General features: G+C 69.0%; 28 protein-coding genes and 1 riboswitch. Of the genes, 12 read left to right on the forward strand and 16 right to left on the reverse strand.

Annotated elements, in window-relative coordinates:
- Positions 1 to 46: 46 nt before the first annotated feature.
- From ACOACQ_RS21595 to ACOACQ_RS21610, 4 genes are all read left to right on the forward strand, one after another.
- Complete coding sequence (locus ACOACQ_RS21595) at positions 47 to 544, forward strand: SigE family RNA polymerase sigma factor (RefSeq protein ID WP_420289261.1); 498 nt, start codon at positions 47 to 49, stop codon at positions 542 to 544.
- Positions 541 to 1,443 carry a hypothetical protein gene (locus ACOACQ_RS21600; RefSeq protein ID WP_420289262.1) on the forward strand — a complete coding sequence of 301 codons (903 nt, stop codon included), beginning with the start codon at positions 541 to 543 and terminating at the stop codon, positions 1,441 to 1,443. Before ACOACQ_RS21595 ends, ACOACQ_RS21600 begins: the two co-directional genes overlap by 4 nt.
- A 104-nt stretch (positions 1,444 to 1,547) precedes the next feature.
- Complete coding sequence (locus ACOACQ_RS21605) at positions 1,548 to 1,916, forward strand: YciI family protein (protein ID WP_378599020.1); 369 nt, start codon at positions 1,548 to 1,550, stop codon at positions 1,914 to 1,916.
- 7 nt (positions 1,917 to 1,923) lie between these two features.
- Complete coding sequence (locus ACOACQ_RS21610; RefSeq protein WP_378599018.1) at positions 1,924 to 2,277, forward strand: TraR/DksA family transcriptional regulator; 354 nt, start codon at positions 1,924 to 1,926, stop codon at positions 2,275 to 2,277.
- Here the strand turns inward: ACOACQ_RS21610 and ACOACQ_RS21615 are convergent.
- On the reverse strand, positions 2,265 to 2,738 hold the full coding sequence (locus tag ACOACQ_RS21615) for a hypothetical protein (protein ID WP_420289263.1): 474 nt from the start codon (positions 2,736 to 2,738) through the stop codon (positions 2,265 to 2,267). The two genes, ACOACQ_RS21610 and ACOACQ_RS21615, sit on opposite strands and share 13 nt — an antisense overlap.
- 299 nt (positions 2,739 to 3,037) lie before the next feature.
- Here ACOACQ_RS21615 and ACOACQ_RS21620 point away from each other — a divergent pair, with 299 nt between their 5' ends.
- Genes ACOACQ_RS21620 through ACOACQ_RS21630 form a run of 3 tightly spaced genes read left to right on the forward strand, consistent with a single transcriptional unit; the run spans position 3,038 to position 5,376 of the window.
- A complete protein-coding gene (locus ACOACQ_RS21620) occupies positions 3,038 to 4,003 on the forward strand; it encodes a matrixin family metalloprotease (protein WP_420289264.1) in 966 nt (321 codons plus the stop codon).
- A 40-nt stretch (positions 4,004 to 4,043) separates the two neighbouring features.
- Complete coding sequence (locus tag ACOACQ_RS21625; protein WP_420289265.1) at positions 4,044 to 4,592, forward strand: SigE family RNA polymerase sigma factor; 549 nt, start codon at positions 4,044 to 4,046, stop codon at positions 4,590 to 4,592.
- The gene (locus tag ACOACQ_RS21630) at positions 4,585 to 5,376 is read left to right on the forward strand and encodes a hypothetical protein (RefSeq protein ID WP_420289266.1); all 792 of its coding nucleotides are present in this window, start codon (positions 4,585 to 4,587) and stop codon (positions 5,374 to 5,376) included. Before ACOACQ_RS21625 ends, ACOACQ_RS21630 begins: the two co-directional genes overlap by 8 nt.
- A gap of 71 nt (positions 5,377 to 5,447) precedes the next feature.
- Here ACOACQ_RS21630 and ACOACQ_RS21635 read toward each other — a convergent pair whose 3' ends face one another.
- The 4 genes from ACOACQ_RS21635 to ACOACQ_RS21650 form a co-directional block, all read right to left on the reverse strand.
- Complete coding sequence (locus ACOACQ_RS21635; RefSeq protein WP_378599003.1) at positions 5,448 to 5,924, reverse strand: calcium-binding protein; 477 nt, start codon at positions 5,922 to 5,924, stop codon at positions 5,448 to 5,450.
- 224 nt (positions 5,925 to 6,148) lie between these two features.
- Positions 6,149 to 6,373, reverse strand: a complete 225-nt coding sequence (locus tag ACOACQ_RS21640; protein ID WP_378599000.1) for a type II toxin-antitoxin system PemK/MazF family toxin — start codon at positions 6,371 to 6,373, stop codon at positions 6,149 to 6,151.
- A gap of 55 nt (positions 6,374 to 6,428) precedes the next feature.
- Entirely contained in the window at positions 6,429 to 6,566 is a 138-nt protein-coding gene (locus ACOACQ_RS21645; protein WP_378598997.1) for a hypothetical protein, read from the reverse strand.
- A gap of 4 nt (positions 6,567 to 6,570) precedes the next feature.
- Positions 6,571 to 7,734, reverse strand: a complete 1,164-nt coding sequence (locus tag ACOACQ_RS21650; protein WP_378598994.1) for a sterol desaturase family protein — start codon at positions 7,732 to 7,734, stop codon at positions 6,571 to 6,573.
- A 76-nt stretch (positions 7,735 to 7,810) separates the two neighbouring features.
- On the opposite strand from ACOACQ_RS21650, the gene ACOACQ_RS21655 reads away from it, so the two are divergent.
- A complete protein-coding gene (locus ACOACQ_RS21655) occupies positions 7,811 to 8,203 on the forward strand; it encodes a VOC family protein (protein WP_378598991.1) in 393 nt (130 codons plus the stop codon).
- Positions 8,204 to 8,205: 2 nt separating this feature from the next.
- Here ACOACQ_RS21655 and ACOACQ_RS21660 read toward each other — a convergent pair whose 3' ends face one another.
- From ACOACQ_RS21660 to ACOACQ_RS21680, 5 genes are all read right to left on the reverse strand, one after another.
- Complete coding sequence (locus ACOACQ_RS21660) at positions 8,206 to 9,849, reverse strand: ABC-F family ATP-binding cassette domain-containing protein (RefSeq protein ID WP_378598988.1); 1,644 nt, start codon at positions 9,847 to 9,849, stop codon at positions 8,206 to 8,208.
- The gene (locus ACOACQ_RS21665) at positions 9,846 to 11,123 is read right to left on the reverse strand and encodes an RNA polymerase sigma factor (RefSeq protein WP_378598985.1); all 1,278 of its coding nucleotides are present in this window, start codon (positions 11,121 to 11,123) and stop codon (positions 9,846 to 9,848) included. The genes ACOACQ_RS21660 and ACOACQ_RS21665 overlap by 4 nt, the downstream gene beginning before the upstream one ends.
- Positions 11,120 to 11,479, reverse strand: a complete 360-nt coding sequence (locus ACOACQ_RS21670) for a YciI family protein (protein WP_378599135.1) — start codon at positions 11,477 to 11,479, stop codon at positions 11,120 to 11,122. Before ACOACQ_RS21670 ends, ACOACQ_RS21665 begins: the two co-directional genes overlap by 4 nt.
- 44 nt (positions 11,480 to 11,523) lie before the next feature.
- Entirely contained in the window at positions 11,524 to 12,063 is a 540-nt protein-coding gene (locus ACOACQ_RS21675) for a dihydrofolate reductase family protein (RefSeq protein WP_378598982.1), read from the reverse strand.
- Positions 12,064 to 12,185: 122 nt separating this feature from the next.
- Complete coding sequence (locus ACOACQ_RS21680) at positions 12,186 to 13,055, reverse strand: LLM class F420-dependent oxidoreductase (RefSeq protein ID WP_378598979.1); 870 nt, start codon at positions 13,053 to 13,055, stop codon at positions 12,186 to 12,188.
- A 51-nt stretch (positions 13,056 to 13,106) separates the two neighbouring features.
- On the opposite strand from ACOACQ_RS21680, the gene ACOACQ_RS21685 reads away from it, so the two are divergent.
- Positions 13,107 to 13,856 (forward strand): peptidylprolyl isomerase, encoded by a 750-nt coding sequence (locus ACOACQ_RS21685; protein WP_378598976.1) that lies wholly within the window; start codon positions 13,107 to 13,109, stop codon positions 13,854 to 13,856.
- Here ACOACQ_RS21685 and ACOACQ_RS21690 read toward each other — a convergent pair.
- A complete protein-coding gene (locus tag ACOACQ_RS21690) occupies positions 13,843 to 14,724 on the reverse strand; it encodes an SDR family NAD(P)-dependent oxidoreductase (RefSeq protein ID WP_378598973.1) in 882 nt (293 codons plus the stop codon). The two genes, ACOACQ_RS21685 and ACOACQ_RS21690, sit on opposite strands and share 14 nt — an antisense overlap.
- A gap of 48 nt (positions 14,725 to 14,772) precedes the next feature.
- Here ACOACQ_RS21690 and pepN point away from each other — a divergent pair, with 48 nt between their 5' ends.
- The 3 genes from pepN (at position 14,773) to ACOACQ_RS21705 (ending at position 19,304) form a co-directional block, all read left to right on the forward strand.
- A complete protein-coding gene (gene pepN, locus ACOACQ_RS21695) occupies positions 14,773 to 17,229 on the forward strand; it encodes an aminopeptidase N (RefSeq protein ID WP_378598970.1) in 2,457 nt (818 codons plus the stop codon).
- A 51-nt stretch (positions 17,230 to 17,280) separates the two neighbouring features.
- Entirely contained in the window at positions 17,281 to 18,663 is a 1,383-nt protein-coding gene (rmuC, locus tag ACOACQ_RS21700; RefSeq protein WP_378598967.1) for a DNA recombination protein RmuC, read from the forward strand.
- A 74-nt stretch (positions 18,664 to 18,737) separates the two neighbouring features.
- Positions 18,738 to 19,304, forward strand: a complete 567-nt coding sequence (locus ACOACQ_RS21705; RefSeq protein ID WP_378598964.1) for a hypothetical protein — start codon at positions 18,738 to 18,740, stop codon at positions 19,302 to 19,304.
- A gap of 12 nt (positions 19,305 to 19,316) precedes the next feature.
- On the opposite strand, the gene ACOACQ_RS21710 is transcribed toward ACOACQ_RS21705, so the two are convergent.
- The 5 genes from ACOACQ_RS21710 to ACOACQ_RS21730 all read right to left on the reverse strand — a co-directional run bounded on the left by ACOACQ_RS21710 (position 19,317) and on the right by ACOACQ_RS21730 (position 25,668).
- On the reverse strand, positions 19,317 to 20,168 hold the full coding sequence (locus tag ACOACQ_RS21710; protein ID WP_378598961.1) for an acyl-CoA thioesterase domain-containing protein: 852 nt from the start codon (positions 20,166 to 20,168) through the stop codon (positions 19,317 to 19,319).
- Between the two features lie 26 nt (positions 20,169 to 20,194).
- Entirely contained in the window at positions 20,195 to 20,680 is a 486-nt protein-coding gene (locus ACOACQ_RS21715) for a hypothetical protein (protein ID WP_378598958.1), read from the reverse strand.
- 38 nt (positions 20,681 to 20,718) lie between these two features.
- Entirely contained in the window at positions 20,719 to 22,002 is a 1,284-nt protein-coding gene (locus ACOACQ_RS21720) for a serine hydrolase domain-containing protein (protein ID WP_378598955.1), read from the reverse strand.
- 2 nt (positions 22,003 to 22,004) lie between these two features.
- Entirely contained in the window at positions 22,005 to 24,827 is a 2,823-nt protein-coding gene (gene gcvP / locus ACOACQ_RS21725) for an aminomethyl-transferring glycine dehydrogenase (RefSeq protein WP_378598952.1), read from the reverse strand.
- Positions 24,828 to 24,910: 83 nt separating this feature from the next.
- A riboswitch (glycine riboswitch) is annotated at positions 24,911 to 25,012 on the reverse strand.
- 50 nt (positions 25,013 to 25,062) lie between these two features.
- Entirely contained in the window at positions 25,063 to 25,668 is a 606-nt protein-coding gene (locus ACOACQ_RS21730) for a MerR family transcriptional regulator (RefSeq protein WP_378598949.1), read from the reverse strand.
- Positions 25,669 to 25,789 lie beyond the last annotated feature (121 nt).

A 25,789-nucleotide genomic window follows, 5' to 3' on the forward strand; every position in this document is an offset into this window, starting at 1 on the left:
CGGGCGACGCGCGTCGTACATAGGGCAACCGACAGAAGAGGTGCCCATGCCAGGCCCGTCCCCGGAAGCCGAGTTCGAGGAGTTCTTCCTCGCTCGTGGACCAGCCCTTCGACGCATCGCCTACGTGGTCGTCCGCGACTGGCACGTCGCCGACGACGTCACGCAATCCGCCATGACCAAGTTGTACCGCGCCTGGCCGAGGATTCGGAGCGAGTCGCTGGAGGCGTACGCGCGGCGGACCGTCGTCAACGAGGCGATCTCGGCGATCCGCCGACCGCGCCGTGAGTGGCCCTCGGCCGACGTACCGGACACCCCGGCACCGGAGATCGCCGACCACGGCCTCGATCTCGGCCGGGCCCTCGGCCTGCTCGCACCCCAGCAACGCGCGATCGTCGCGCTGCGCTTCCTTGACGACCTCTCGGTGGCCGAGGTCGCTGCGGCGCTCGGTGTCGCCGAAGGCACCGTCAAGAGCCAGACCTCGCGCGGGCTCGCCACCCTGCGCGCCCACCTTCCCCACCTCGTCCTGACGGAGGACCTGCGATGACCGAGCACGACCTGCGCACCCTGTTGCGTGACCACGTCGAGACCACCGAGCCCACGTTCACCCTGCGGCCGGCGGACAGCATCGGCGACGGGCACCGCGCGCGACGTCGCCGGCAGTTCGTCGTCCGGGGGGCCGCACTGGTGACCGCGGGGGGAGTGGCGGCAGCAGTGGCCTTCGGGATCGCTGGCGGTGACCGGAGCCAGGACGTGAACGCGCTCGACAACATCCATCCGATGACCAAGGTCGCCCTCGCGGAGTACGACCCGCAGAAGCTGCCGGGGCTGATCGACTCCCACATCGAGGCTGCCGTCGGGCCGTACCTCGCGCTGGGACCGATCGCCTTCACCGCCAGCGACGAGCAACACGCTGAGCTGCCGCGAGCACGGTGGGACGAAGCCGCCTCGGTGTCGGCCAGGTACGGCGGAACGGGCGACCACCGCCTCGACGTACGCCTCGGGCACAGCCGCGGGGAGGCGGAGGGGGACCGGGACACGCGGTGCGCCGAGGCCACCCGGGGACCCGATGCCTTTCTCCTGTCGTGTGAGGCGACCACCCTGTCCGACGGGTCGGTCGCCGTCACGGAGGTGTCGGCGGCGTTCCCGGACCCCACCGATCCGACCGGCTTCTGGATCTCGCTGACGCGCGAGAACCTGGAGAAGGGCACCAAGCCACGGTGGACCCTGGATCCCTCCGTGAACACCAGCAAGCGCCTCGATCCGGCCGAGATCTTCTTCATCCGCTCCGTCGAGGTCGTCCACTCCGAGACCTTCGTGACCAGCGCGCGAGAGGTCGTGCGGGCGCCGACCTACGATGCAGCACTGGGAAGGTTCGACGTACCGGTGTCCGCCCTGCAGCAGGTCGCGACCGATCCCGAGCTGGTCATTCCACCGCCTGACTGATCTGTTCGGCCAGTTTCTCCTCGCACACTGTCGGATCGCCGTGGTGCCATACGTGGTGGAGGTAGAGGCGGTCATCGGGACCGCCGACGACCGAGGAGATTCCGATGACGAACTACCTGTTGTCCGTGCACGGCCCGACCGACCTGGACGAGACCAACAACTACGGCTATGCCTCCAAGGAGGACATGGAGCAGTCATTCGCCGAGACGGGCGCCTTCAACGAGAAGCTCAAGGCGGACGGCTACTGGGTATTCGCCGGTGGTCTCGCACCGGTGGCGACGGCCACCGTGGTCGACGGCCAGGGGGAGAAGCCGGTCATGACCGACGGCCCTTACCTCGAGACCAAGGAGGCCATCGCCGGCTTCTGGGTGATCGACGTTCCCGACCTCGACGTGGCCATCAAGCTGGCGGCCGAGGGCTCCAGGGCCTGCCGCGGCACGGTCGAGGTCCGTCCGTTCGACGGCCTGGCCTGAGTTCCGCATGTCAGGTACGGCGGGCGAGCGGGACGTGCTGGAGGCAAAGCTGCTCTCTGCCCGCACCCGGCTCGCCCGCCTGACCGACGACTTCGACGGGGTCATTGCTGCCTCACGCGACACCAATGCCGACGACGAACACGATCCCGAGGGCGCCACGATCGCCTTCGAACGGTCGCAGCTGAACGCCCTCATCCAGCAGGCACGGGCCCAGGTCGCCGAGTCAGAAGCTGCCCTGACGCGTTGGACCACAGGGGAGTACGGCGTGTGTGTGCGCTGCGGACGGCCCATCGGTGCCGAGCGACTCGAGGCCCGGCCGACGGCCAGCAACTGCATCGACTGCGCTCGTCACGTGTCGTAGTCGACGCCGTCCCACGGCTCGTAGTACGCAATGAAGTTCCCGGGCTCGATGTTGATCGAGAACGTGCCTTCGTACTCGGTGATCCTCCAGCCGAAGTCCACGCCGTCGACCTTCGTCAGGAACGGTTCAACGGTGATCGGTTCCAGCTCGTAGTCGCCCAGCTCGGCCAGGCGGCTCTGGACGACGTCGTCCGCATCGGCGCTCGCTGCCTGGCCTGGCGGGAGCCCGTCGGGCCTTGAGACGTCGTCAACCCGTACCTCAGCAAAGCTCCCGTCGGCGTTCCACAGGAACAGGCCGACATAACCACTGCCTGGCTCGTCCCCGGCGCCGAAGTCGAAGAGCTCATCGCTCAAGAAGAACTTTCGCCCGTCTTCCGCCGTACCGGCGTAGGGCACGTGGTAGTCGTCAGGAACGATCGTGAACCGTTCCGGCGCAACCGCCGGGCCAGGACCGGGTCTCACCACGCCGTCTTCATCAACAGGTGAAGCGCAGCCGCCGAGAAGTGCAACAAGCGTTGCGACGAGGGCGACGGGACGGCGAGGCATGGCCGCATCATGTCAGCGACAGGAATTCGGCCTTTGCTGGAGTTGAAACAGGTCGCGCCCATGACCCGTCATCGGGACCCAAATCGCGCGGCGAGACTGCTTGCCCATGGACTAGCGCAAGCCGAGAACCTAGTGTTCTTGCACTCCGCGTCAATCAGGCGCGTTGCTCGGGGAGGTCTACATTGTCATCGCGCGTTGCACCTTTCGCGGTTCTCATGCTCATCGCGCCGCTCGCAGCACTTGCCAATCCAGCCCACGCCGACGCACCGGGCCAACATCCGAACTGCGGTCCTGCTACTGGATTGCTCACCCAAGAGAACCTCCCTGAGGGGACCGACGTCGTTGAGTGCCGCGCCGTCGGCAGACTGTTTTCGCACGGCAAACTCACGGGGCAGGTTCCTGCCGCGGGGGAGACCCTCACGATGGAGGCGCTGTATCCATCGGGAGCCGTCGCCTACGAGATCGCAGTCACTCCGGAAGGTGAGGTCTCGTACAACGACCTCGATGCAGCGATCGCGCTCGAGGACGTGGCCGTCAGTTCTCCGTCGGCATGCAGCGACGGCGCCTACGAGGACAGGGACGAGGAACAGGCCGGGACGTACAAGTGGCATCTGGGTGACGGCACCAGGCCCGCTGGCCTGACCACGGCTCAGACCGAGAGCGTGTTGAAGCAGGCCGTCGGCTGGATCGAGACCTCCTACAACAACTGTGGCTACACCGATCAGGTCAGTGCCGATGCGTCCTACCAGGGCATTTCGACCCTGGAGAGCGACATGACGACTTCAGGTGGAGCGACGACCTGTGGCGACGGATCGACCGATGGGCGCGATGGGGAGAGCGTGGTTGACTTCGGGAACCTTGACGACCACGGTGACCCGCCGTTGGCGAAGGAGTGCACGTGGTCGATCCCGGCTCCGTTCGCCGACAACAACATCATCGAGTCGGACATCCGCTTCGACACCACCGACCACGTGTTCTTCAGCACGTTGCCCACGACTTGTTCGGGCAAGTACGACCTCAGAGGCGTCGCCGTACACGAATTCGGTCACTCGTTCGGGATGGGCCACGTCTCCGAATCCGCGCACGGCAACCTCACCATGAGTACTGATCTCGACCCGTGCGATGTCTCTCAGCGCACACTGGGCAAGGGCGACGTCCTGAGCCTGCGCAATACCTACTGATCCGTGCAACAGTTCACGCTCCGAGCGCGTGGAAAGGGTTGTGAGAACGATCAGCACGCCGACCTCGGCCGATCAGGCCAGCCTTGAGGCCTTTGCGAGGGAGCAGGGGCAGCGCCTCCTGCGCTGCGCATTTCTTCTCACCGGTGGGAACGGCGCGGCTGCCGAGGACCTCGTCCAGACCGTACTCATGCGTTTGTCTGCCCGGGGGATCGACGACCTCGACGACCCGTTCAGCTATGCGCGCCGAGCAATGCTCAATGAACAGATCAGCGGCGCAAGGCGAGCCTCGACGCTGCGACGCGGTCTGACCCGGATCGGGCCACCCCATGACGCAGTCTCAGGCTCATCCGACGACCGGCTGTCGATCTTGGGCGCGCTGGAAACACTGTCCGCCCGCGAACGTGCGGTGATCGTGCTGCGCTACTACGAGGACCTCCCCGATCCCGAGATCGCCGCAGTCCTTGGTTGTTCGCGCGTCACCGTGCGGTCGCTGGCGCACCGCGCCAACAGAAAGCTTCGGAATGAGCTCGCCTCGACCTACGAACGGCTCACCGGACAGACAGAAGCCGAGGGTGACCACGATGACTGACTTCGAGACCCAACTCCGGGAGGACCTGAACCGGGCCGCAGAGCGCGCGCCGATCTTTCGTGGTGTCCGGGCCAGCACCGCCCCGTCATCGACTGAAAATGCTGGGCACGCCTCCCGGTGGCGCCTGGTCGCGATCGCCGCTGCTGCAACAATCGTTGCAGGCGCCACCGCGCCCTTGTGGTTGCCGGAGGACGATGACGGTACCGACGGGCAAACGTCTTGCGCTGCGATCCTGAAAGTTGGAACAAGCCGGTACGTCGGCCACGGCGAGCTCCTTCGCGTGCCTCGCCCGGGTCGCAGTCTCGGCTCCGGCACGATGCTCGGGTGTGGCGACATTGACGACCGGAGCGTGATGGCGTCAGCGCTGCCTGGAGTCGACCCAAGCACGGCAGTCTTCGCTGAAGGGTCAGTCTGGGTGGCCGACGGTCAACCGGCGGCGCCTGCTGAACTGAAGCCGCTGTTCGAACCGATCTCGTGCAGCCAGAACGGCCCCCAGAGCCTGGTCGGAGACTGGGTGTCGGTGGACGGCGCGATGCCTGAGGGCGACGGGGCCCTGCGTCCGCCGTACATCGTGATGCTCCAGGCCGAAACCAACGATGCGCTGCCGCTCAAGGAATGGTCCAGCGTGCGCGTCGAGATCCGTGTCAACGATCAGATCAACGGCGCCAGCGATCCCGACATCGTGACTCAGGCCCTTCAAGGCGACACTCCGGTGCGCGTCGACGTCACCTGCACTGGTGGCGAGTTCGTCGCCAGACGGATCACCCTGGAGCGGGGTCGGTAGACTGGCACGCACGGGAGTTGGGGAGCTGGGGGACGGGTCCGCCAGGCATCCTGGTCCCCGTGACCGCCGGGTCAGCTGCGGATGATGCGTTCGCAACCGATCAGGCGGGGGCCGGTTCCTGTGCCCTTGACGTAGACCGTGTCGTAGGCGCCCCCACAGTCCACGTAGTCCGCGTAGCGACCGCGGTAGACGACGACCACGTCCTGTCCGGGTCCGCCGATCGCACGGTCGGTCCCAGTGCCGGTGGAGAGGGAGTTGTAGCCGTATCCGCCGTAGAGCTTGTCGTTGCCGGCACCTCCGTAGAGGCGGTCGTCGCCCTTGCCCCCGTGGAGGGTGTCGTTGCCGTCGTCGCCCCACAGCTCGTCGTGATAGCCGTAGCCGTACACGGTGTCGTTGCCGCCGTAACCGTGGATCCTGTCCAGCCCGGAGGTGCCGTAGAGGACCTCGCTCGCGAAGGTGTTCCTGGAGGCGTTCGCAGCCCCGGTCGTGCCGAGGGTGAAGGTGCCGACGGCCAGCACGGTCACGGCTGCTGCGAGGGTCCGGTTCATGGTGGGTCCTTGGGTCCGAGGGGATGGCGCCGAGTTCGTGGCTGCTGGAGAGATGTTTCCCCGCGGGACAGGACGCAAACAGGCTGACCTGTGGTGTGCATCATGTGGACCAGGTACGGCGGGGCCGCTTCTCGGGCCGTTCTGTACTGCGTAGTTTGATCGCCGATAAGTGACATTATGTCAGCATGTGACCTTTGGAGGGCCCTCTCCCGGGTCGCGAAGCACTACGTCCGCAGCGCGAAGGCGCTCACGATCGCTGCGGTGAGATCCGCTCCCTGGCGATCGAAGAAGAACCCGACGTGCCGACCGAGCGACCGCTTGCCGATCGTGATGATGTTGTCGCAGCTCACGACACTGATTTCCTCGAGACCGTTGTCAGGCCCGACGCCCACTTCGGTGCTCAGCCCTTTTGCGGTCGACGTGATGGGCGCAACCGTGACCCGGCGCATCGCTCCACGGACCGCCGGCGCGCCTTGTCGAGGTGGGCGATGTGGATGTCACGCATCAGTCGCCAACAGCGACGTGGCTGACCAGTTCGTCAAAGTCGTCGTAGTCCCCCAACGACTCCAGGAGCTGCGCATCACGCTCAGCACTCAGTTGCTGCTGATAGAGGCGCAGCGCCCGGGCCACTATGGGATTCACTTGCTCAGGAGACGTAGTCGCTGTACTCCCTGGTCCCCCGGAACGGCATCAGGTGCTGGGCGACGAACCCGTTCGGGACGGTCTCTGGCTTCAGCACGCCGTACTCCTCGGGCCAGCTGCCGTCGCGCGGAAGCTTGAACGAACCCATCAGCATGTCCACGACAGGCAGGTGGATCGCGTAGTTGCGGTCCCAGTAGTCGACGTGACGCGCGTGGTGCCAGTGGTGGTACCGCGGCAGCGTGACGACGTACTCGAGCCAGCCGAACCTGATGCCGATGTTGGCGTGCGCGATCACGGCCTGGAGGCCCACGAGGACGGCGTACGCGTTGACGGCCTCTTGGGAAAACCCCAGCAGGAGCAGCGGGAGCAGCACTGTGGAGCGGGTCAGGATGGTCTCGATGAGGTGCACCCGCGAGCCGGCCAGCCAGTCGAGCTCCGGGCTGGAGTGGTGGACCGCGTGGAACCGCCACAGCACCATGATCCGGTGGTAAGCGCGGTGCAGGCCGGCCTGCGCGACGTCGGCCGCGAACACGGCCAGGAAGAACTGGGCAACGAACGGCAGACCACCCACCCAGGCCTGGATACCGCCGATCTTCACGGACTCCACGACGACACTGGTGGAGGCGGTGACCGTGATCAGGATGAACTGGACGAGCACGTGGGACATGAAGAAGTACGCCGCGTCGGTCCTCCAGCCACCACGCAGCACCGCGAGCGGGCGTCGTGCGAAGTGGTGCTCGAGAGGGATGAACACCAGTGCGGAGAAGAACAGCGACAGGACGAACCAGTCGAGGCCCAGCGAGTACGGCGTCTTGCCGATGGTCTCGAACTGGACGTCCGATCCCCCGGCCAGGACCGCGATCGTGGCAGAGCCGACGCCGATGAAGGCCAGGCGCTTGTGCTGGTCGCGGAGGATCGCGAACGTGCCGGCGATGAACGCGAAGGACAGGGCGATGAGCAGCAGGCGTCGTGCGAAGCCTTCGCTGTAGACGGCGCGGAACTCCTGGCTGGTCAGCAGCTCCGGGAAGTGGAAGCACAGGACGGCGACGAGGCTGCCGAGCCCGAGGACCATCGATGCGGCCGGCGCCAACAACGGGTGCCGGTACAACGGGATGTGACGGTACTTCTCCGGGGTGGGGTTCTCCCCCACGGCTTCGCCTGCGCTCATGTGCTCAGTATCGGCTCGATGCCAGGTTCGCAAACGAGCATCGGTGCTCAGTCTGATTCGGAGCTACGGTGGACGCATGAGTGCTCCTGACAGCCTCGCCAGCGTCCGTTACCTCGTGGACGACGTCGACGCGTCGATCACGTTCTACACCGAGCACCTCGGGTTCACGCTCACCATGACCGCAGCCCCGGCGTTCGCCGACGTACGGCGCGGCGCTCTGCGGCTGCTGCTCTCCGGCGCGGCCAGCTCGGGCGCCCGGGCAACTCCCCCGGAGCTCGCGTCGTCCGCAGGACGAAACCGGATCCACCTCGTCGTCGACGACCTCGAGGCCGAGGTCACCCGGCTCGGCGAGGCCGGACTGTCCTTCGTGAGTGACCTGGTCTCCGGCCCCGGTGGCAGCCAGATCCTGCTGGCCGACCCCTCCGGCAACCTGGTCGAACTGTTCCAGCCCGCCCGGCGTCCGGCCTGAGGTCAGGAACGTTCTGACACGCGGCCGTTCTCGACATGCAGCTCGCGAGTCGTCGAGACGGCGGACAGCATCCGGCGGTCATGGGTGACCAGGAGCAACGTGCCCGGATAGCTCTCCAGGGCGGCCTCCACCTGCTCGATCGCCGGCAGGTCCAGGTGGTTGGTCGGCTCGTCGAGCACCAGGAGGTTCACGCCCCTCGCCTGCAGCAGCGCGAGCGCCGCACGGGTCCGCTCCCCCGGCGACAACGTGGAGGCTGACCGCACGACGTGATCCGTCTTGAACCCGAACTTCGCCAACAGCGTGCGCACCGGTTCGGGCGCCAGGTCGGGCACGTGCCGCTGGAACGCGTCGACCAGTGGCTCCTCACCCTCGAACAGGCGGCGCGCCTGGTCGACCTCGCCGACCACGACACCGGGCCCGAGGTGCGACTCGCCCTCGTCAAGCGCCAACCGGCCGAGCAACGCGGCCAGCAGGGTCGACTTGCCGGCACCGTTGGCGCCGGTGATGGCGACCTTCTCGGCCCAGCCGATCTCCAGGGTCACCGGTCCGAACGTGAAGTCGCCCCGTCGTACGACGGCCTCTCGCAGGGCCGCGGTGACGGCTCCTGAGCGGGGCGCGGCAGCGATCTCCATCCGCAGTTCCCACTCCTTGCGGGGCTCCTCGACCTCCTCGAGTCGCTCGAGCGCCTTCTCGGACTGCCGGACCTTCGAGGCCTGCTTCTCGCTGGAGTTGACGCGGTACTTGCGCACCGACTTGTCGGGCTCGTTGTTGATGTTGCGCCGGGCGTTGCGGACTCCCTGTGCCGCCCAGTTGCGCTGCATGGTGGCGCGCGCCTGGAGACCGGACACCGTGTCGGCGTACTCGTCGTAGGCCTCGCGGGCGTGGCGGCGCGCGATCTCGCGCTCCTGGAGCCAGGCGTCGTAGCCGCCGCCGTAGATGTTGATGGCTCGTTGGTGGAGGTCGAGCTCGACGATCCGGTTGACGGTGCGGGCGAGGAACTCGCGGTCGTGGCTGACGATGACCGCCGCCTCACCGAGGTCGGCCACGAACCGCTCGAGGCGGTCGAGGCCGTCGAGGTCCAGGTCGTTGGTCGGCTCGTCGAGAAGGAACACGTCGTAGCGCGACAGCAGCAGGCTCGCGAGCCCGGCACGCGCCGCCTGGCCTCCGGACAGTGAGGTCATCAGCTGGTCGAGATCGACGGCCAGGCCGACGTCGGCCGCGATGGCGTCCGCGCGCTCGTCCAGGTCGGGTGCCCCGAGGGCGAGCCAGCGTTCGAGGGCGTCGGCGTACTCGTCGTCGGCCCCCGGCTCCCCCGCCTCCAGTCGCGCCGTGGCGGCGTCGAACGCCGCCTGTGCATCCGCGACGCCGGTACGACGGGCGAGGAAGCCGCGGACCGTCTCGCCCTCGCGGCGCTCGGTCTCCTGCGGCAGGTACCCGATGATCGCCGAGGCCGGTGTGACGGTGACGGTGCCGTCCTCGGGTGGGATCTCGCCCGCCAGGGTGCGCAGCAGCGTCGACTTGCCCGCGCCGTTCGGGCCGACCAGGCCGATCACGTCGCGCGGTCCGATGACCAGGTCCAGCCCCGAGAAGAGCGCCGTGGCGCCGTGTCCAGCAGCCAGTCCTGCAGCCTTGATCGTCGCGCTCACCCGGTGAGGTTAGCCGGACCGTGCAGCGCCGCGCAGTCGGCGGCCCGTCCCTGCATCGTGTGCCGTTCGACCTCGTTGCTCGTCTTCGCCGCCGCACGCAGGAAGTGCTCGCGGGCGGTGCCGTGGTCGCCCGACCGGCACAGCAGGTCGCCGGCCACCGCATCGAGCAGGTGGTACTCCCCCATTCCGGGTACGTCGAACAGCGGCATCACGATCGCGAGGCCGGCCTCCGGCCCGAACGCCTGGGCGGTGGCCACCCCACGGTTGAGCTCGACCACCGGCGACGGAGTGAGGTGCGCGAGGCCGTCGTACAGGGCCGTCATCAGCTCCCAGTCGGTGTCCTCCACCGTGCGCGCCCGGGCATGGCAGGCCGCAATGGCCGCCTGGAGCGCGAACGGACCGACGGTGCCGCCGAGCCGCTCGATCCGGTCGAGGTTCGCCAGTCCCCGCTGGACCAGGAGCCGGTCCCAGCGGGTGCGGTCCTGGGCGGCAAGCAACACCGCCTCGCCGTCGGGGCCGGTCCGCGCCCGGAGCCGCGACGCCTGGATCTCGATCAGCGCCAGCAGCCCGAGGGTCTCGGTGTCGCGTGGCGTCAGGGCTGCGAGCATCCGCCCGAGCCGCAGCGCCTCCGCGCACAGGTCGCCGCGGAACCACTGGCTCCCGCTGGTTGCCGAGTAGCCCTCGTTGAACATCAGGTAGATGACTTCGCGGACCCCGTCCATCCGCGCGACCCGTTCCCCCGGCGGCGGCAGGTCGAACCGCACCTTCGCCGCCGCCAGGGTCTTCTTGGCCCGCACGATCCGTTGCGCCACCGTCGTGGTCGGCGTCAGGAACGCCCGTGCCACGTCATCGGTGCTCAGCCCGCAGACCAGCTTGAGCGTCAGCGCCGACCGCGCATCCGGGGAGAGCAACGGGTGGCAGGACATGAAGATCAGTCCGAGCAGGTCCTCGGCCAGGTCACCGTCCACGATCGCGGCCACGTCGTGCTCGACCGACTGCGGCTCGCTGTGGGCCACCAGCTGGTACTTCCCCCGCTGCGTGTCCCGCCGCCGGATCAGGTCGACCGCAAGGAACTTCGCCGTGGTGTTGAGCCAGGCCGCCGGGTTGTCCGGCATCCCGCTCCCCCGCCACTTCTCAAGGGCGGCCACGAAGGTGTCCTGCGCGATCTCCTCAGCGGTGTCGAGGTCGCCGACCAGCCGCATCAGCCGGGCGATCACACGGGGTGACTCGACCCGCCACAGCGCGGCGATCCGCTGGTCGAGGTCATCGCTCATGAGCCGGGCGGGACCAGGTCTTCGTATTCCATCACCTTGCGTACGTCGACCCGGTGGGAGCCGACCAGCAGCGCGAACTTCCGCGCATGCTCCACGGCCTCGGCCAGTGAGTCGACCTCGAGGATGGCGAAGCCGGCGATCAGTTCCTTCGCCTCGGCGAACGGGCCGTCGATCACCCGGACGTTGCCGTCGGTGACCTCGACCCGCGCGCCCTTGGCGCTGGACTGGACGCCCTCGCCGGAGAGCAGCACCCCCGACATGGCGGCTTCCTGCATGTACTCGCCGATGGCGGCCTGCTGCTCGGGCGACGGCAGGACGCCGTCCTCCATGTCCTGGGTCTGGTAGTGCATGACCATGTAGCGCACGATCGTCTCCTCGGCTCGTCAGTGACCGGTTCGGCTCAGTTGTCGGCGCCGGCGTAGACCAGGTGCAGGACACCGGAGTCGAAAGTAGTCGACGAGAGGAGCTTGAGCGGGACGGTCGCGCCGTCCTCGAACAACTTCTTGCCCTTGCCGACGACGATCGGGTGGACCAGCAGGTGCAGCTCGTCGACGAGGCCCTGCTCCACCAGCCAGCGGACCAGGGTCGCGCTGCCCGTGGTGCCCAGGTCGGTGCTCTTCTTGAGCTCGCGGAGCTGCCCCGCGACGTCGCCGGTGATCACGCTGGAGTTCTCCCACTCCGCATCGGTCAGCGTGCTGGAGACGACGTACTTCCTCGCGCCGTTCATCACGCCGGTCATCGGGTCGCTCGCGTCGGCCGCGGGCCAGTAGGCCGCGAACTCGTCGTACGTCTGGCGGCCGAGCAGGGTGGCGTCGTTGCCGCTCATGAGCCCGCCGACGGCGGCGCCCATCTGGTCGTCGAAGTAGGGGAAGTGCCAGGTCTCGGGCGACTCGATGACGCCGTCGAGGGAGATGAAGAGGCCGGACTTGATGGATCCCATGGTGTGCTCCTTGTTCGATGGGCTGGCGCCCGCGGGGGTTGCTTTCACCCCGTGTGCCGAACGGGCGTCACCCGAATCGACACCATCGACCAAGAAGTTTCAGAAATCTTTTGAAACGGTCGTCACAGGTCTGCCACGCGGGGCAGGGCCTTCTCCACGAGCGCGGTGGCCCACCCCTCCGGGTCAGCAGCCGGCGCCATCATCGCGGCGAGGGTGACGCCGAGGGCGGCGTACTCCTCCATGTCGCGGACGAAGGTGTCGGGATCGGCCACGGGGTCGCCGAAGTAGAGGATCGTCTTGCGGATCGCGTCGTAGTCGCGGTCCAGGTCGTCGCAGTGCCGGCGCAGCACGTCGAGCTTCCTCGCGACGCCGGGGACCCCCTCTCCCGTGAACAGGTTGCAGGCGTCGGCGTACTGGGCCACCATCCGCAGGGTCTTGCGCTCACCCTGGCCACCGATCATCAACGGCACCCGGCCACGGACCGGCTTCGGCAGGCAGATCGTCTCGGCCAGCTGGTAGTGGACGCCCGCGAACGGACCGTCGTTGTCGCTCCACATCTGCTCGGCGATCCGGATCGTCTCCTCGAGTCTCTCGAAGCGCTCCGCGAGCGGCGGGAAGGGTACGCCGAGGCCGTCGTGCTCCCGGTCGTACCAGGCAGCGCCGATGCCGAGCTGCGCCCGACCGCGCGACAGCACGTCCAGGCTCGACACCACCTTCGCGAGCAGCCCGGGGTGACGGTAGGTCACTCCCGTCACCAGGAGGCTGAGATGCACCCGCTCGGTGACGCCTGCGAGATAGCCGAGCGTCGTGTAGCCCTCGAGCATCGGCTCGAACGGCCCACCGAAGTCGACCATCTGGAAGTAGTGGTCCATCACGGTGAACAACGAGATCCCGCCCTCGTCGGCGATCCTCGCCGTGGCGGTCAGGTGGTCGACCAGCGTGGTCTCCCAAGCAGGTGTCGTGAAGGTCGCGTAGTGGATGCCCAGGTCCATGCCGTCAACCTACGCCGACTTGTCTCAGGTCGTCTGCGTACGATTCCGCCCATGCGTTCCCGCCTGCTCGCCGGTGTGCCGGCCCTGCTCCTGCTCGCCAGCCTCACCGCCTGCGGTGACGACGACACCAAGGCGTCCGATGACGGTCCGGCGTCCGACCCCACCAGCGACGCCACGGACGGCTCCAGCCCCGCCGCATCGGGCTCCTGCGACTTCGTCGAGACGGGCGGTGCTGCCCGCGAGGTGACGTTGCCGAATGCGAACCCCTCGCGCTCGGGTCAGGTCCCGGCGGTCCTGGAGACGAGCATCGGTGAGCTGAAGCTGACCCTCGATGCCGACAAGGCGCCCTGCACGGTGGAGTCCTTCGCGTCGCTCGCCGAGCAGGGCTACTACGACAACACGTCCTGCCACCGCCAGGGCAATGACCCCGGTTTCGAGTTCCTGCAGTGCGGCGACCCGAACTTCGACCCGAAGGCGGCCACGCCCGGCCAGGAGGTCGGCTCGGGTGGCCCCGGCTACACCATCCCTGACGAGATCGACGGCTCCGAGACCTACCCCGCCGGGACCCTGGCGATGGCGAACACCGGTGCCCCGAACTCGGGCGGCGGCCAGTTCTTCATCGTCTTCGGAGACTCCGGCTTCACGCCGGACTACACCGTCTGGGGCAAGCTCGACGAGGCGTCGCTCCAGACCCTGGTCAAGGCAACCGCCGGTGGCAACGACGCCTACTGGGCCTCGATCGGAAGCAGCGGTGGCCGGCCGAACACCCCGGTCACCTTCAAGAGCATCAAGGTCGGCTGAGCTCGACCGACTTCTCCCACAGGGCGGCGGCGAGGACGTCGTCGCCGGCCTTGGGTGACATCCGCGCAGGCGCGGGCCAGCCCCAGAGCTCGGTCAGCCCGTGCGGACCGATGTACGTGCCGCCGGGGACGTCCATCGTCGCGGCGTAGACCGAACACAGCGCCCCGCGCCACGCGGGCATGCCGACCAGGCGCTGGCCGTAGTGGCCGATCGCGGTGACGACCGGGTTGCCGGAGCCGCTCGTGATGGACGTGGCTGATGCTCCCGGATGCGCACCCACGGAACGCAGCGGCGAGCCCTCGGCCTGGAGCCGACGGTCCAGTTCCCTCATGAACAGCAGGTCGGCGAGCTTCGACGCACCGTAGGCCGCGAACGGGCGGTAGGGGCGCCGCTCCCAGGCGAGGTCGTCGAGGTCGATCTCCCCCGACCGGTGCTCGCGTGAGCTGATCACCACGACGCGGTCGGTCAGCAGCGGAAGCATCCCCTGGGTCAGCGCGAAGTGGCCGAGGTAGTTGGTCGCGAAGTGCATCTCGACCCCCTCCGCCGACAGCGCGTACGGGACGCCGAGCACCCCGGCGTTGTTGATGAGTACGTCGACCGGTCGGCCCTCGTCCGTCAGGCCGGCCACGAACGCCCGGACCGACGCGAGATCGCTCACGTCGACCTGGCGCACCTGCACGCGGCCCTTGTCGTGCCCGGGAACGCTCCGCGCGGCGGCTTCGCCCTTCTCGACGCTGCGGCACGCCATCACGATCTCCGCACCGCGGGATCCGAGGATCCGGGCGGTCTCCAGGCCGAGGCCTCCGTTGGAGCCGGTGATCACGAATCGGCGCCCCGACTGGGGCGGAACCTGGGTCCACGGACGCATGGCCGAAGGTTGCCACATCGACATGGGATGCCTCACTACGCTGGCCCGATGAGCACCGATTCCGGGTCGATCAGCCTCACGCGCACCGAAGCAGAGCACCGCGCGAGCGTGCTCGTCGTGACGTCGTACGACGTCGAACTGGACCTGACGGTCGGCGACGAGGTGTTCGCGTCCCGCACCGTCATCCGCTTCACCAGCACGACGGCCGACACCTTCCTCGACGTGAAGCCGAGGGCGTTGCACGCCATCACCCTCGACGGCGCCGCGATCGACGTCACGACCCTGGATCGCGGCCGGGTCGCGCTGACGCTTGCATCCGGTGAACACGAACTGGTCGTGCAGGCGACGATGCCCTTCCGCAACGACGGCGAGGGCCTGCACCGCTCCGTCGACCCGGCCGACGGACTCGCCTACGTCTACGGCATGTCCTTCATGGACGCGGCCCCGTCGATCTTCGCGTGCTTCGACCAGCCCGACCTGAAGGCGCCGTACACGATGCGGGTGACCGCTCCGGCCGACTGGATGGTCGTCGGCAACGCCCCGGCCCGGGAGGTCGGCAGCGACGCCCGGACCCGTCGCTGGGAGCTCGGGCCTACTCCCCCGCTGGCGACGTACTTCGTCACGCTGGTCGCCGGGCCGTACCACCGCCTCGCCGACGAACACGATGGCATCCCGCTCGGGCTGAGCTCGCGCCAGAGCCTGGCCACCATCCTCGACCGCGAGGCTGACGAGCTGTTCACCCTGACCAGGCAGTCGTTCGACGAGTTCCACCGGTTGTTCGGCGTGCGCTACCCGTTCGGCGACTACCACCAGGCGTTCGTGCCGGAGTTCAACGCCGGGGCGATGGAGAATCCCGGATGCGTCACCATCCGCGACCCCCTGTTGTTCGAGGGCACCAGCACCCGCGCCGATCGCAGCTTCCGTGCCGCGCTGATCGCACACGAGATGGCGCACCAGTGGTTCGGCAACATCGTCACGCCGCGCTGGTGGGACGACCTGTGGCTCAACGAGTCGTTCGCCGAGTACATGGGTTACCGCGTCATCGCCGATGTCACCCAGTACGACGACGGGTGGCTGCACCAGTCCTACGCCCGCCGCGTGTGGGGCATCACCGCCGACTCCCGTCCGACGACGCACCCCGTGGCGGGCAATGCCGCCGAGGACGCACTCGCGGCCCTGCAGAACTTCGACGGCATCTCGTACGCCCGCGGCTCGAACGTGCTGCGCCAGCTCGCCACACGTCTCGGCGACGACGCCTTCTTCGGCGGGGTGCGCGAGCACTTCGCACTGCACCGGTTCGGCAACGCCACGATGCACGACCTGTTCGCCAGCTGGTCGAAGGCGGCAGGCGGAGCCGACCTCGACGGCTTCGTGCGCGACTGGCTGCTGACGCCCGGCCCGGATGAGCTGGCGGTCGATCGCGCCGCAGGGGTCGTGCTGCGCACCTCGCCCGCCGAGCACCCCGCCGAACGCCGGCACCTGCTCGACGTCGCGGTGCACGGCGAGGCAGGCTGGCGCATCGAACCATTCGTCATCGACGGCCCGGCGACTCCGCTGGCCGTGGGCCAGGCGCCCGTCCTGCTCGACGCGAGCGAGAGCACCTGGGCCGTCTGCCCTCCGGACGCCGTCACGATGGCGGCGCTGCCGGCGCTCGCGCCGCACATGGACGACCCACAGCTGCGGGCGACGATGTGGAACAGCGTGCGGCTGGGGTTGTTCAACGCATCCGTCTCTCCGTCCGCCGTGGCCGACCTGCTGGCTGCCGCCCCGCCCGTCGAGGACACCGCGGACGGGATCCGCAGCCTGGTCCAGTGGACTCTCGACACGGCCCTGCCGTTGGCACCGGAACGCTCCACCGCACGCTTCCACGCGGCGGTTCGCGACGCGGCTGACCGCGCCGAGGCCGGTTCCGAGCTGCAGCTGTCCGCCTTCCGGGCAACGGTGCTGTCGGCGGCCGACCCGTCCGAGCTCCAGCGCTGGGCCGCCGGGGAGGACCTGCCGCCCGGGATCGCGGCCGACCTGGACCTGCGCTGGAAGGCGCGTCGCCGGCTCGCCGAGCTCGGCGCCACGGACTGGAGTGCCCTCGACGCGGCGCTGGCTGCCGAGCCCGGGGGCACCGCCACGGTGCACCACACGCGCGCCGTCGCCTCGCTCCCGCTGCTCGAGGCCAAGGAGTTCGCCTGGGCGCGGGCGACCGGCGAGGTCTCCGTGGCCAACTACGAGATCGAGGCCGCCGGCAAGGGGCTCTGGCGCCCCGACCAGCTGGCCCTGACCGAACCGTTCGCCGTCGCGTACTTCACCCGGCTCGACGAACTCATCGCCGCGCACCAGGGCTGGGTCCAGGGAGTCGTGATCGAGGCGTTCTTCCCCATCACCCACCGCGACGATGCGACTGTCGCCGCGACGCGCGCAGCTCTCGAACAGGACCTGCCGGGCGCCGTACGACGGCGGTTGGCGGACCGCCTGGACGAGCTCGAGCGCCGCCGGGCCGCGGTTGTCGCCTGAGCGCGGCGTGCCCAGCGGGGTTCTGTCGCCCCCCGCTGTTTGACTGTCCTCATGCTCACGATCGTCGCTCTGCTCATCGGTCTCCTGCTCGGCGCAGGAGCCAGCTGGCTCGTCCTGCGCGCCCAGCAGGAGTCCGCGATCGCCGCGCTCGCCCGGTCCCACGACGGCGAGGTCCGTGACCTGCGGCACGAGGTCCAGCTGGCCCACTCACGCAACGACGTGATCGTCGCGGAGATCCGGGAGCAGGACGCCGCCGCCCGCGCAGCGGTCGAGAGCGACCTGGCCGGTGCCCTCGCGACCGTCGATGCCCTGCGCGCCGCCCTCGAGGCTGCCCGTGAGCAGCACCAGGCGACGCTCGCCCAGCAGCGCCTGACCGAGCAGGAGCGGGAGAAGGCCGAGGGCGGCCACACCCAGGTGCTCAAGACCCTGACGCCCGTTGCGGACCAGTTGCGCACGATGCAGCGCCGCGTGGAGGAGCTCGAGCAGCAGCGCTCCCACCAGCACGGCGAGCTCGCCGAGCAGCTGCGCAGCACCCAGGTCACGGTCGCCGAGTCGAAGAAGGCCGCGGACACGCTGGCCTCGGCCCTCACCAACAACGCCGTGCGCGGTGTGTGGGGCGAGACCCAGCTGCGCACCCTCGTGGAGTCCGCCGGCCTGCTGCCGCGCGTCGACTTCGACACCCAGCACTCCATCGAGGCCGACTCCGGCGCCCGGCGCCCCGACATGGTGATCAACCTGCCGGGCGGCAAGCAGATGGCGATCGACGCCAAGGTGCCCTACAACGCGTTCATCGACGCGCACGGCCCGCAGGTCAACGCCGGTGAGCGCCAGCGGTTGCTCGTCGACCACGCCCGCAAGGTGCGCGGCCACGTCGACGCACTCTCGGCGAAGAGCTACTGGACCGGCCTGACGGCGAGCCCCGAGTTCACGGTGGCGTTCATCCCCAACGAGCAGCTGCTGTCGGTGGCGCTCGACACGGACCCGTCCCTGCTGGAGTACTCCTTCGGCAAGGGCGTCCTGCTCGCCACGCCGACCAACCTCTGGGCGATCCTCAAGACCGTGGCCTTCACCTGGCGCCAGGACGTCCTCACCGACGACGCCAAGCAGCTCTTCGACCTCGGCCGCGAGCTGTACCGCCGGATCAGCACCCTGGCCGAGCATGCCGACAAGCTGCGTCGTTCACTCGAGTCCACGGTGAAGAGCTACAACACCTTCGCGAACTCCCTGGAGTCGCGCGTGCTCGTGACCGCGCGCAAGCTCGACCAGATGGACGAGTCGGCTGTTCTCGGCGCTGCCCGGCAGATCGACATCGCGCCGCGAGCACTGACCAGCGGCGAGTTCGCCGTCATCGCCGATCTCGAGCGCCCCGAGCTGACCTTCGACTTCGACGTGGCCGACGCCGAGATCGTCGACGACGAGCACCGCGCCGGCTGACGCCGAAGCTTTACCATCCGCGGGGCCTGCTGCTCCGAAGCACGTGTGACAGATCACTCCCATCGGAGGTCCACATGCGTGTCCACAAGCCCACCCCGTCCTTCTACGTCGCCACGGCCGCCCTGGCGCTCTCCCTCGGCGGCACCTCCTGGGCCGTCGCCCAGGCCGGCCCCGACAACCCGGGCGAGCAGGGCCAGCCGGGTCACGAACGCTGGCTGCTCATCGACGCCAACGGCCAGATCGAGGCGCAGTCCGGCGGGTTCACCGTCGCCGCCGGCTACCCGACCCTGCCGAACACGGCAGCCACCGGTGACAACTCGCTGCGCGCTGCCGGCAACGTCTACATCAGTGCGGGCGAGAACCTGTCCGACAACGGCATCGTGACGACCATCGCCCTGCAGAACCAGGTCGACCAGAACGCTGACGGCATCACCAACGGTCGTGCGCCCGGCGCCAACGCCAACCCCGAATTCGGTGGCGAGATCTCCGCAACCGTCTGTGGCCTGGCCGGGGTCGTTGCCTGCGCACCGGCCGGCACCAACAACACGAGCCACTTCGTGGTGAGCCCGCGCAACAGCGACGGGACGGTGACCCAGCCCGGCGCACGCAAGCGGTTCTACGTCGTCGTCACCAGCGACTGACGCCCGGTCACCTCACGCGCCCGGCGACCCGTGGTGGCTCTCCGCGTCGAAGGCGGAGAAGTCCACGGTGCGCCGGGTGTTGGCCAGGGAGCTGACCGTCGCCGTACCGATCGACCCACGTCGGTCGAACACCTCGGCCGTGCCGGCACCGATGCCGTCGACAGCGACGTGGTCGGTGCTGCGCAGCCCGAGGACGACACCGTCGGGCACCCGGGACAGCACGACGCTGATGTCGGTGTTGATGAACTGCACGCCCCCGCTCCCCCAGTTCGTCACCATGCTGGTGGCGTCGGCGATCGAGGCGACGGCCTGGAACGGCGTGCACTCCTCGCCGAGCACGATCGGCACGGCGGTCTGCCAGGTCTGGTGCCGTCCGCCGTTCTGGTGGGCGCTGAAGTCGTCCGACCACGGCGTCGCGCTCGCGAAGAACGGGGTGTCGGGCTGGCCGGTCTCCGGCATCAGCTCGACCGGCGGAGCGACGGGACGATCCGCGGCCGCCCACACGTCTCCGTCCGGATTCGCGGTCGGTCGCAGGAACGTCGCGCTGCCCCGGGCCACGACCTCACCCTCCTGGAGGACGACGGCGTCGACCAGCATCAGGCGGCTCGCTTCGCGGACCACCGTTGCCGAGGTCGTCGTGGCGACCATCCCGGCCGGCCGGAACAGGTCGACGTGGTAGCGCGCGGGCACCAAGTCATCGCGTCCGGCGGCGACGACCGCCGCCTCCAGCGCGCGAGCGAGCAGGCCGCTGATGGCCACGCCGTGCATCTGCCCGGCCTTCCAGAGGCTCTGGGCGAGGGGCAGGGGCAGGTACGTCTCCCCGTCGCGCTGGAACCAGGCAAACTGCAACGTGTTCTCGTTCACCCGCCCATCATGGCGTACGACGATGGTCAGCCTGCGCCCTGGCACTGCTTCCCGTAGGCGAGCACGATCGTGTTCTTGAGCTTCAACGCCTCGACCGGGTCGGTCCCGATCAGGTCGGCGAGCTTCGCCGTGGCCGTGGTGTCGCCACCCAGGCCTGCGTCGATGATCGGCGGGATCTGTTCATAGATGGCGATCGCCGCCTGGACGTCGGCACCGTCCAGGGTGCTGAGCGCCGCCACCTGCTCGTCGAGGTCGGCCAGGTTGCCGAGCGAGTCGGTCCAGCTGCTCGTCGGGAGGTTGGCGAACTGCGCGACGATCTGGCCGTTGACGGAGAACCCGGCCGCCTGCTCGGTGGTCGCACAGTCAGCCGCGTCCGGCCCGCCGGGCTCGCCGTCTTCGGACGACGTCGTCCCCGGCTTCGGATCGGCGTCACCCGGGTCGTCGTCACTGCCGCATCCGGCAAGACCGACCAGGAGTGCCACGACCGCGCCGACCTTGACCAATGTGTGCATGGCCCGAGGCTAGGGCAGACCCCACCTCGTCGGGTCGATCACGGCGCCGGATGGCCACCGGGAATCGTGACCCGCGGGTCGTAGGGCACCCGGGTGTAGACGAACGTCGCGCACTCGAGATGGTCGACCGTGCCGTCGGTACGGCGGCGCACCTCGAGGCGCTCGCCCTGGTGGTAGCCGTCGATGCCGATCAGCTCGCCGTCGATGACCGCGAAGTGGTCGCTGACCTCGGCGGTCCGCAGGTCCCGGACCAGCAACGTGTCGTGTGCCCACTCCACGCCGAAGGCGGTGTTCCCCCAGAACCAGGTGCCGAGCATCGGAACCACCGGCCCGGGAACCTCCGACGTCGGCCGCCACCGGCCGGGGCTCGGACAGGCGGCGCCGTCGAGCAGGATCGCCGGAACGTGCTCGGGGCGCAGTCCGGTGGTCGCGTTCGTGAGAGCCACGACAGCGTCGCGCGACGCACGGTCCACGAACAGCGACGCCTGGAAGCCGGGCATCGATCCGGTGTGCCCGACGAGCGTCCGGCCCCCTGGGTGCAGGATGCGCAGACCCAGCCCGTACGCCTCGGCCGGCGACACCGGCTCGGCCATCTCGGCGAGCGTCGACGACGACAGCACGTCGGCGTGGCCCACGGCGAGGAAGTCGGCCCAGCGCAGCAGGTCCGCCACCGTGCTCCACGCCTGTCCAGCCGGGGCCATCGCACCGGTGTCGGTGTGCGGCTCGGCGGTGAGCGTGTGGGCGAAGTGGTCGACGCTGCGGCCCGGCGCGTGCTTCGCCGGCGGGTGGTACGACGTCTCCACCATGCCGAGCGGCGCCAGCAACCGGGTCTCCACCGTGGTCCACCAGTCGGTGCCGCGCAGTCGCGCGACCGCTTCGCCGAGCAGGCCGAACCCGAGGTTCGAGTAGTGGAAGTACTCCCCCGCCGCGGCGACGCGACCCGACCCGTCATTGGCCGCAATCAACGCATCCGCGTCACCACCCCTCGACCGCTCCCACCACGGACCGACAGGCTCGCTCTGCATCCCGCTGGTGTGCGACAGCAGCTCGCGGACCGTGGCGTCGGCATATCCCGTCTCGGGCACGACCGTTCCGATCGGGTCGTCCAGCGCCAACAACCCCTCGTCCCGCAGCTGCAGGACAAGCACGGCCGTCATGGTCTTCGTGATCGACCCGATCCGGTACGACGACCCACTCTCCACGCCGTCGGCGACCGAGATGCAGCCGCTCCAGACCGGCTCCCCGGCACGCGCGACCGCTGCCGACACCGAGGGCAGCCGACCGGCACCCTGCAACGCGGCCAGCGCGTCGTCGTACCCCATGGTCAGTCGGTGTAGGCGTCCATCGGCGGGCACGCGCACACCAGGTTGCGGTCGCCGTAGGCCTGGTCGATGCGGGCCACCGGCGGCCAGTACTTGTCCGAGGTGATGCCGGCCGGGAAGACGGCGACCTCGCGGGAGTAGGAGCGGTCCCACTCGCCGACCAGCGCGCGAGCGGTGTGCGGCGCGTTGTGCAGGGGCGACGCGTCGACGTCCCACTCCCCTGCGACGACGCGGTCGATCTCGCCCTTGATCGCTATCATCGCGTCGCAGAAGCGGTCGATCTCGGCGAGGTCCTCGGACTCGGTGGGCTCGACCATCAGCGTGCCCGCGACGGGGAACGACATCGTCGGTGCGTGGAAGCCGTAGTCGATGAGGCGCTTGGCGACGTCGTCGACCGAGACGCCCGTGTCCAGGCTGATCTTGCGCAGGTCGAGGATGCACTCGTGCGCGACGAGTCCGGTCTCACCGCGGTAGAGCACCGGGAAGTGCTCGCCGAGGCGGGCGGCGATGTAGTTGGCCGACAGGACGGCGACGGCGGTCGCGCGGGTCAGGCCCTCGGCACCCATCATCCGGACGTAGGCCCACGAGATCGGCAGGATGCCCGCCGAACCGAAGGGAGCGGCGCTGATCGCACCGGTGCCCTCGCGACGGCTGCCGTCCGGGTGCAGCGGGTGCGTCGGCAGGTACGGCGCCAGGTGCGATCGCACCGCGACCGGGCCCACGCCGGGGCCGCCACCACCGTGCGGGATGCAGAACGTCTTGTGCAGGTTGAGGTGCGAGACGTCGCCGCCGAACTTGCCCGGCTGGCCGTAGCCGAGCAGCGCGTTGAAGTTGGCGCCGTCGATGTAGACCTGGCCGCCGTGCTCGTGCACCAGGTCGCAGAGCTCGGTGATGGTCTCCTCGTAGACGCCGTGCGTCGACGGGTAGGTCACCATGATCGCGGCCAGCGTCTCGGAGTGCTGCTCGCACTTCGCGCGCAGGTCGTCGAGGTCAACGGTTCCGTCGTCGTGGGACTTCACGACGACGACCTTCATGCCGACCATCACGGCGGACGCGGGGTTGGTGCCGTGCGCCGAGGACGGGATCAGGCAGACGTCGCGCTGGCCCTGGCCGTTGGCGCGGTGGTAGTTGCGGATCGCGAGCATCCCGGCGAACTCGCCCTGGGCGCCGGCGTTCGGCTGGATCGAGACCCGGTCGTAGCCGGTGACCTCGGCGAGCCAGCCCTCGAGCTCCTCGATCATCGCGACGTAGCCGCCGGCGTCCTCGACGGGCACGAACGGGTGCAGGTTGGCGAAGCCGGCCAGCGAGATCGGCTCCATCTCGGTCGTGGCGTTGAGCTTCATGGTGCAGGACCCGAGCGGAATCATGCCGCGGTCGAGCGCGTAGTCGCGGTTGCTGAGCCGGTGCAGGTAGCGCAGCATCGACGTCTCGTTGTGGTGCGTGTTGAACACCGGGTGCGTCAGGTAGTCGGTGGTCCGGTGCTGCGCCGCGGGAAGTCCCTCGAGCGGTTCGACCGCCTGTGGCGTCACGCCGAAGGCGGCGTGCAGCGCCCGCAGGGTCGCGGCACTCGCGGTCTCCCCGAACGCGATGCCGACCGTGTCCTCGTCGACGAGGCGCAGGTGGAGGCCCTCGGCCCGCGCAGCCTTGACGATCGTGGCGGCCTGGCCGGGCGTACGCACCTGGAGGGTGTCGAAGAACGTTTCGTTGACCAGCGTGAAGCCCGCACCCTGGAGCGAGGCAGCGGCACGGCCGGCCAGCTCGTGGACCTCGGTCGCGATCGCCTTGAGGCCCTCGGGGCCGTGGTAGACGGCGTACATCGCGGCCGTCACCGCGAGCAGGACCTGCGCCGTACAGATGTTCGACGTCGCCTTGTCGCGGCGGATGTGCTGCTCGCGGGTCTGCAGCGCGAGGCGGTACGCCTGCCGTCCCTCGGCGTCGACCGAGACGCCCACCAGACGACCCGGGAGCTGGCGCTCCAGGCCTTCACGGACGCTGATGAACCCGGCGTGCGGGCCGCCGTAGAACAGCGGGACACCGAAGCGCTGCGCCGATCCGACCACGACATCGGCGCCGAGCGTGCCCGGCGCCTCCAGCAGGGTCAGGGCGAGCAGGTCGGCGGCGACGACGGCCAGGCCGCCCCGCTCGTGGACCGCGTCGATGACGGGCTTGATGTCGGCGATCCGCCCGGACGCGCCGGGGTACTGCACGAGCACACCGGACACCTCGCCCTCCGGCAGGCCGTCGGTGAGGTCGGCGACGAGGATCTCGATGCCGATGCCCTCGGCACGGGTGCGCACCACGTCGATGGTCTGCGGCAACGCGTCGGCGTCGATCACGAAGGGACCCGCGGCCTTCCGGTTCGCACGGAACGCCAGCGCAACGGCCTCGGCGGCCGCCGTACCTTCGTCCAGGAGGGAGGACCCGGACGTGGTCAGGCCGGTCAGGTCCGACACCATCGTCTGGAAGTTGATGAGGGCCTCGAGCCGGCCCTGGGAGATCTCCGGCTGGTATGGCGTGTAGGCGGTGTACCAGCTCGGGTCCTCCAGCACGTTGCGCCGGATCACCGCGGGGGTCACCGTCGCGTGGTACCCCAGGCCGATCATGGGTTCGCCGGGGACGTTGCTCGCTGCGAGGGCCCGGAGCTCGGCCGCCGCGGTCTCCTCGTCGACGGCGTCCGGCAGTGCCAGGGCGTCGGTGGAGCGGATCGACTTCGGCACGGCCGCGTCCATCAGCTCATCGATCGAGGCGAAGCCGAGTCGCTCGAGCATGGTGTGGACCTGCGGTGCGTCCGGTCCGATGTGGCGGTTGACGAAAGGGGTGCTCATGAGCAGGCGGGTCCTTGGGGATCGACAAAGAGAGATCGAATCCCTCCCCCTCTGTCACTGCACCGGTGCAGCTCCACAGTTGCCTGCTCTGCACGGTCCGGGCGCCTGAGAGGTTCCGGGGAGGAATTGCCCCTTCGGCGCAGGCCTACGTCTTTCGGGCGGCCTGACTCTCCCGTGCAGCATCAACAGCAAGAGCCACCCTACAGCGCAGGGTGGCTCTTGTTGGAAAGCTGTCCTAACTGACGATGCGCGCGGCGCGTCGCGCGGCGAGCTCGTCGCCCTCGCTCGCCTCGCCGGCCTCGGCATCGGCGTGCTCGCTCGGGAGCTGGGCGAGGGTGCCCTCGATCTCGCGCCAGACGCCGCCGATGGCGATGCCGAACACGCCCTGGCCACCCTGGAGCAGGTCGATGACCTCGTCGTTGCTGGTGCACTCGTAGACCGAGGCGCCGTCGCTCATCAAGGTGACCTGGGTCAGGTCGTCGGTGCCGCGCTCGCGCAGGTGGCTCACCGCGGTGCGGATCTGCTGCAGCGAGATACCGGCGTCGAGCAGGCGCTTGATGATCTTGAGGATCAGGATGTCGCGGAAGCTGTAGAGCCGCTGCGAGCCGGAACCCTTGGCGCCGCGAACGCTGGGCTCGATCAGCCCGGTGCGCGCCCAGTAGTCCAGCTGGCGGTAGGTGATGCCGGCGGCGTTGCACGCCGTCGGACCGCGGTACCCGAGGTCGCTCGGCACCGGAGAAACGTCGTCGGAGAAGAGCAGTCCTTGCTCCTCGGCTGCGGCGGCCGCCTCAGCTTCACGCTGTGCGGACTGCTGTGCCGTCTCCGGCTGCTGCTCGTTCACTGGTCCTCCACGGGATCCAACATTCATGCGTGTCATTCGACACTTCAAGGTACGGCGGCAGTCCGGGTCGGTCAAAGACGTCACTGGGCGTGTCGTGGAAAACCCTCAGCCTCAAGGTGAG

The sequence above is a fragment of the Nocardioides sp. CPCC 206347 genome, assembly GCF_048654605.1.
Taxonomy (GTDB): Bacteria; Actinomycetota; Actinomycetes; order Propionibacteriales; family Nocardioidaceae; genus Nocardioides.

Bases quoted from the DNA above. Each gene is read 5' to 3' on its own strand.
- ACOACQ_RS21595 (WP_420289261.1), top strand. From the start codon at position 47: ATGCCAGGCCCGTCCCCGGAAGCCGAGTTCGAGGAGTTCTTCCTCGCT.
- ACOACQ_RS21600 (WP_420289262.1), top strand. From the start codon at position 541: ATGACCGAGCACGACCTGCGCACCCTGTTGCGTGACCACGTCGAGACC.
- ACOACQ_RS21605 (WP_378599020.1), top strand. From the start codon at position 1,548: ATGACGAACTACCTGTTGTCCGTGCACGGCCCGACCGACCTGGACGAG.
- ACOACQ_RS21610 (WP_378599018.1), top strand. From the start codon at position 1,924: ATGTCAGGTACGGCGGGCGAGCGGGACGTGCTGGAGGCAAAGCTGCTC.
- ACOACQ_RS21620 (WP_420289264.1), top strand. From the start codon at position 3,038: ATGCTCATCGCGCCGCTCGCAGCACTTGCCAATCCAGCCCACGCCGAC.
- ACOACQ_RS21630 (WP_420289266.1), top strand. From the start codon at position 4,585: ATGACTGACTTCGAGACCCAACTCCGGGAGGACCTGAACCGGGCCGCA.
- ACOACQ_RS21635 (WP_378599003.1), bottom strand. From the start codon at position 5,924: ATGAACCGGACCCTCGCAGCAGCCGTGACCGTGCTGGCCGTCGGCACC.
- ACOACQ_RS21640 (WP_378599000.1), bottom strand. From the start codon at position 6,373: ATGCGCCGGGTCACGGTTGCGCCCATCACGTCGACCGCAAAAGGGCTG.
- ACOACQ_RS21650 (WP_378598994.1), bottom strand. From the start codon at position 7,734: ATGAGCGCAGGCGAAGCCGTGGGGGAGAACCCCACCCCGGAGAAGTAC.
- ACOACQ_RS21655 (WP_378598991.1), top strand. From the start codon at position 7,811: ATGAGTGCTCCTGACAGCCTCGCCAGCGTCCGTTACCTCGTGGACGAC.
- ACOACQ_RS21665 (WP_378598985.1), bottom strand. From the start codon at position 11,123: ATGAGCGATGACCTCGACCAGCGGATCGCCGCGCTGTGGCGGGTCGAG.
- ACOACQ_RS21670 (WP_378599135.1), bottom strand. From the start codon at position 11,479: ATGGTCATGCACTACCAGACCCAGGACATGGAGGACGGCGTCCTGCCG.
- ACOACQ_RS21675 (WP_378598982.1), bottom strand. From the start codon at position 12,063: ATGGGATCCATCAAGTCCGGCCTCTTCATCTCCCTCGACGGCGTCATC.
- ACOACQ_RS21680 (WP_378598979.1), bottom strand. From the start codon at position 13,055: ATGGACCTGGGCATCCACTACGCGACCTTCACGACACCTGCTTGGGAG.
- ACOACQ_RS21685 (WP_378598976.1), top strand. From the start codon at position 13,107: ATGCGTTCCCGCCTGCTCGCCGGTGTGCCGGCCCTGCTCCTGCTCGCC.
- ACOACQ_RS21690 (WP_378598973.1), bottom strand. From the start codon at position 14,724: ATGCGTCCGTGGACCCAGGTTCCGCCCCAGTCGGGGCGCCGATTCGTG.
- pepN (WP_378598970.1), top strand. From the start codon at position 14,773: ATGAGCACCGATTCCGGGTCGATCAGCCTCACGCGCACCGAAGCAGAG.
- rmuC (WP_378598967.1), top strand. From the start codon at position 17,281: ATGCTCACGATCGTCGCTCTGCTCATCGGTCTCCTGCTCGGCGCAGGA.
- ACOACQ_RS21705 (WP_378598964.1), top strand. From the start codon at position 18,738: ATGCGTGTCCACAAGCCCACCCCGTCCTTCTACGTCGCCACGGCCGCC.
- ACOACQ_RS21715 (WP_378598958.1), bottom strand. From the start codon at position 20,680: ATGCACACATTGGTCAAGGTCGGCGCGGTCGTGGCACTCCTGGTCGGT.
- ACOACQ_RS21720 (WP_378598955.1), bottom strand. From the start codon at position 22,002: ATGGGGTACGACGACGCGCTGGCCGCGTTGCAGGGTGCCGGTCGGCTG.
- gcvP (WP_378598952.1), bottom strand. From the start codon at position 24,827: ATGAGCACCCCTTTCGTCAACCGCCACATCGGACCGGACGCACCGCAG.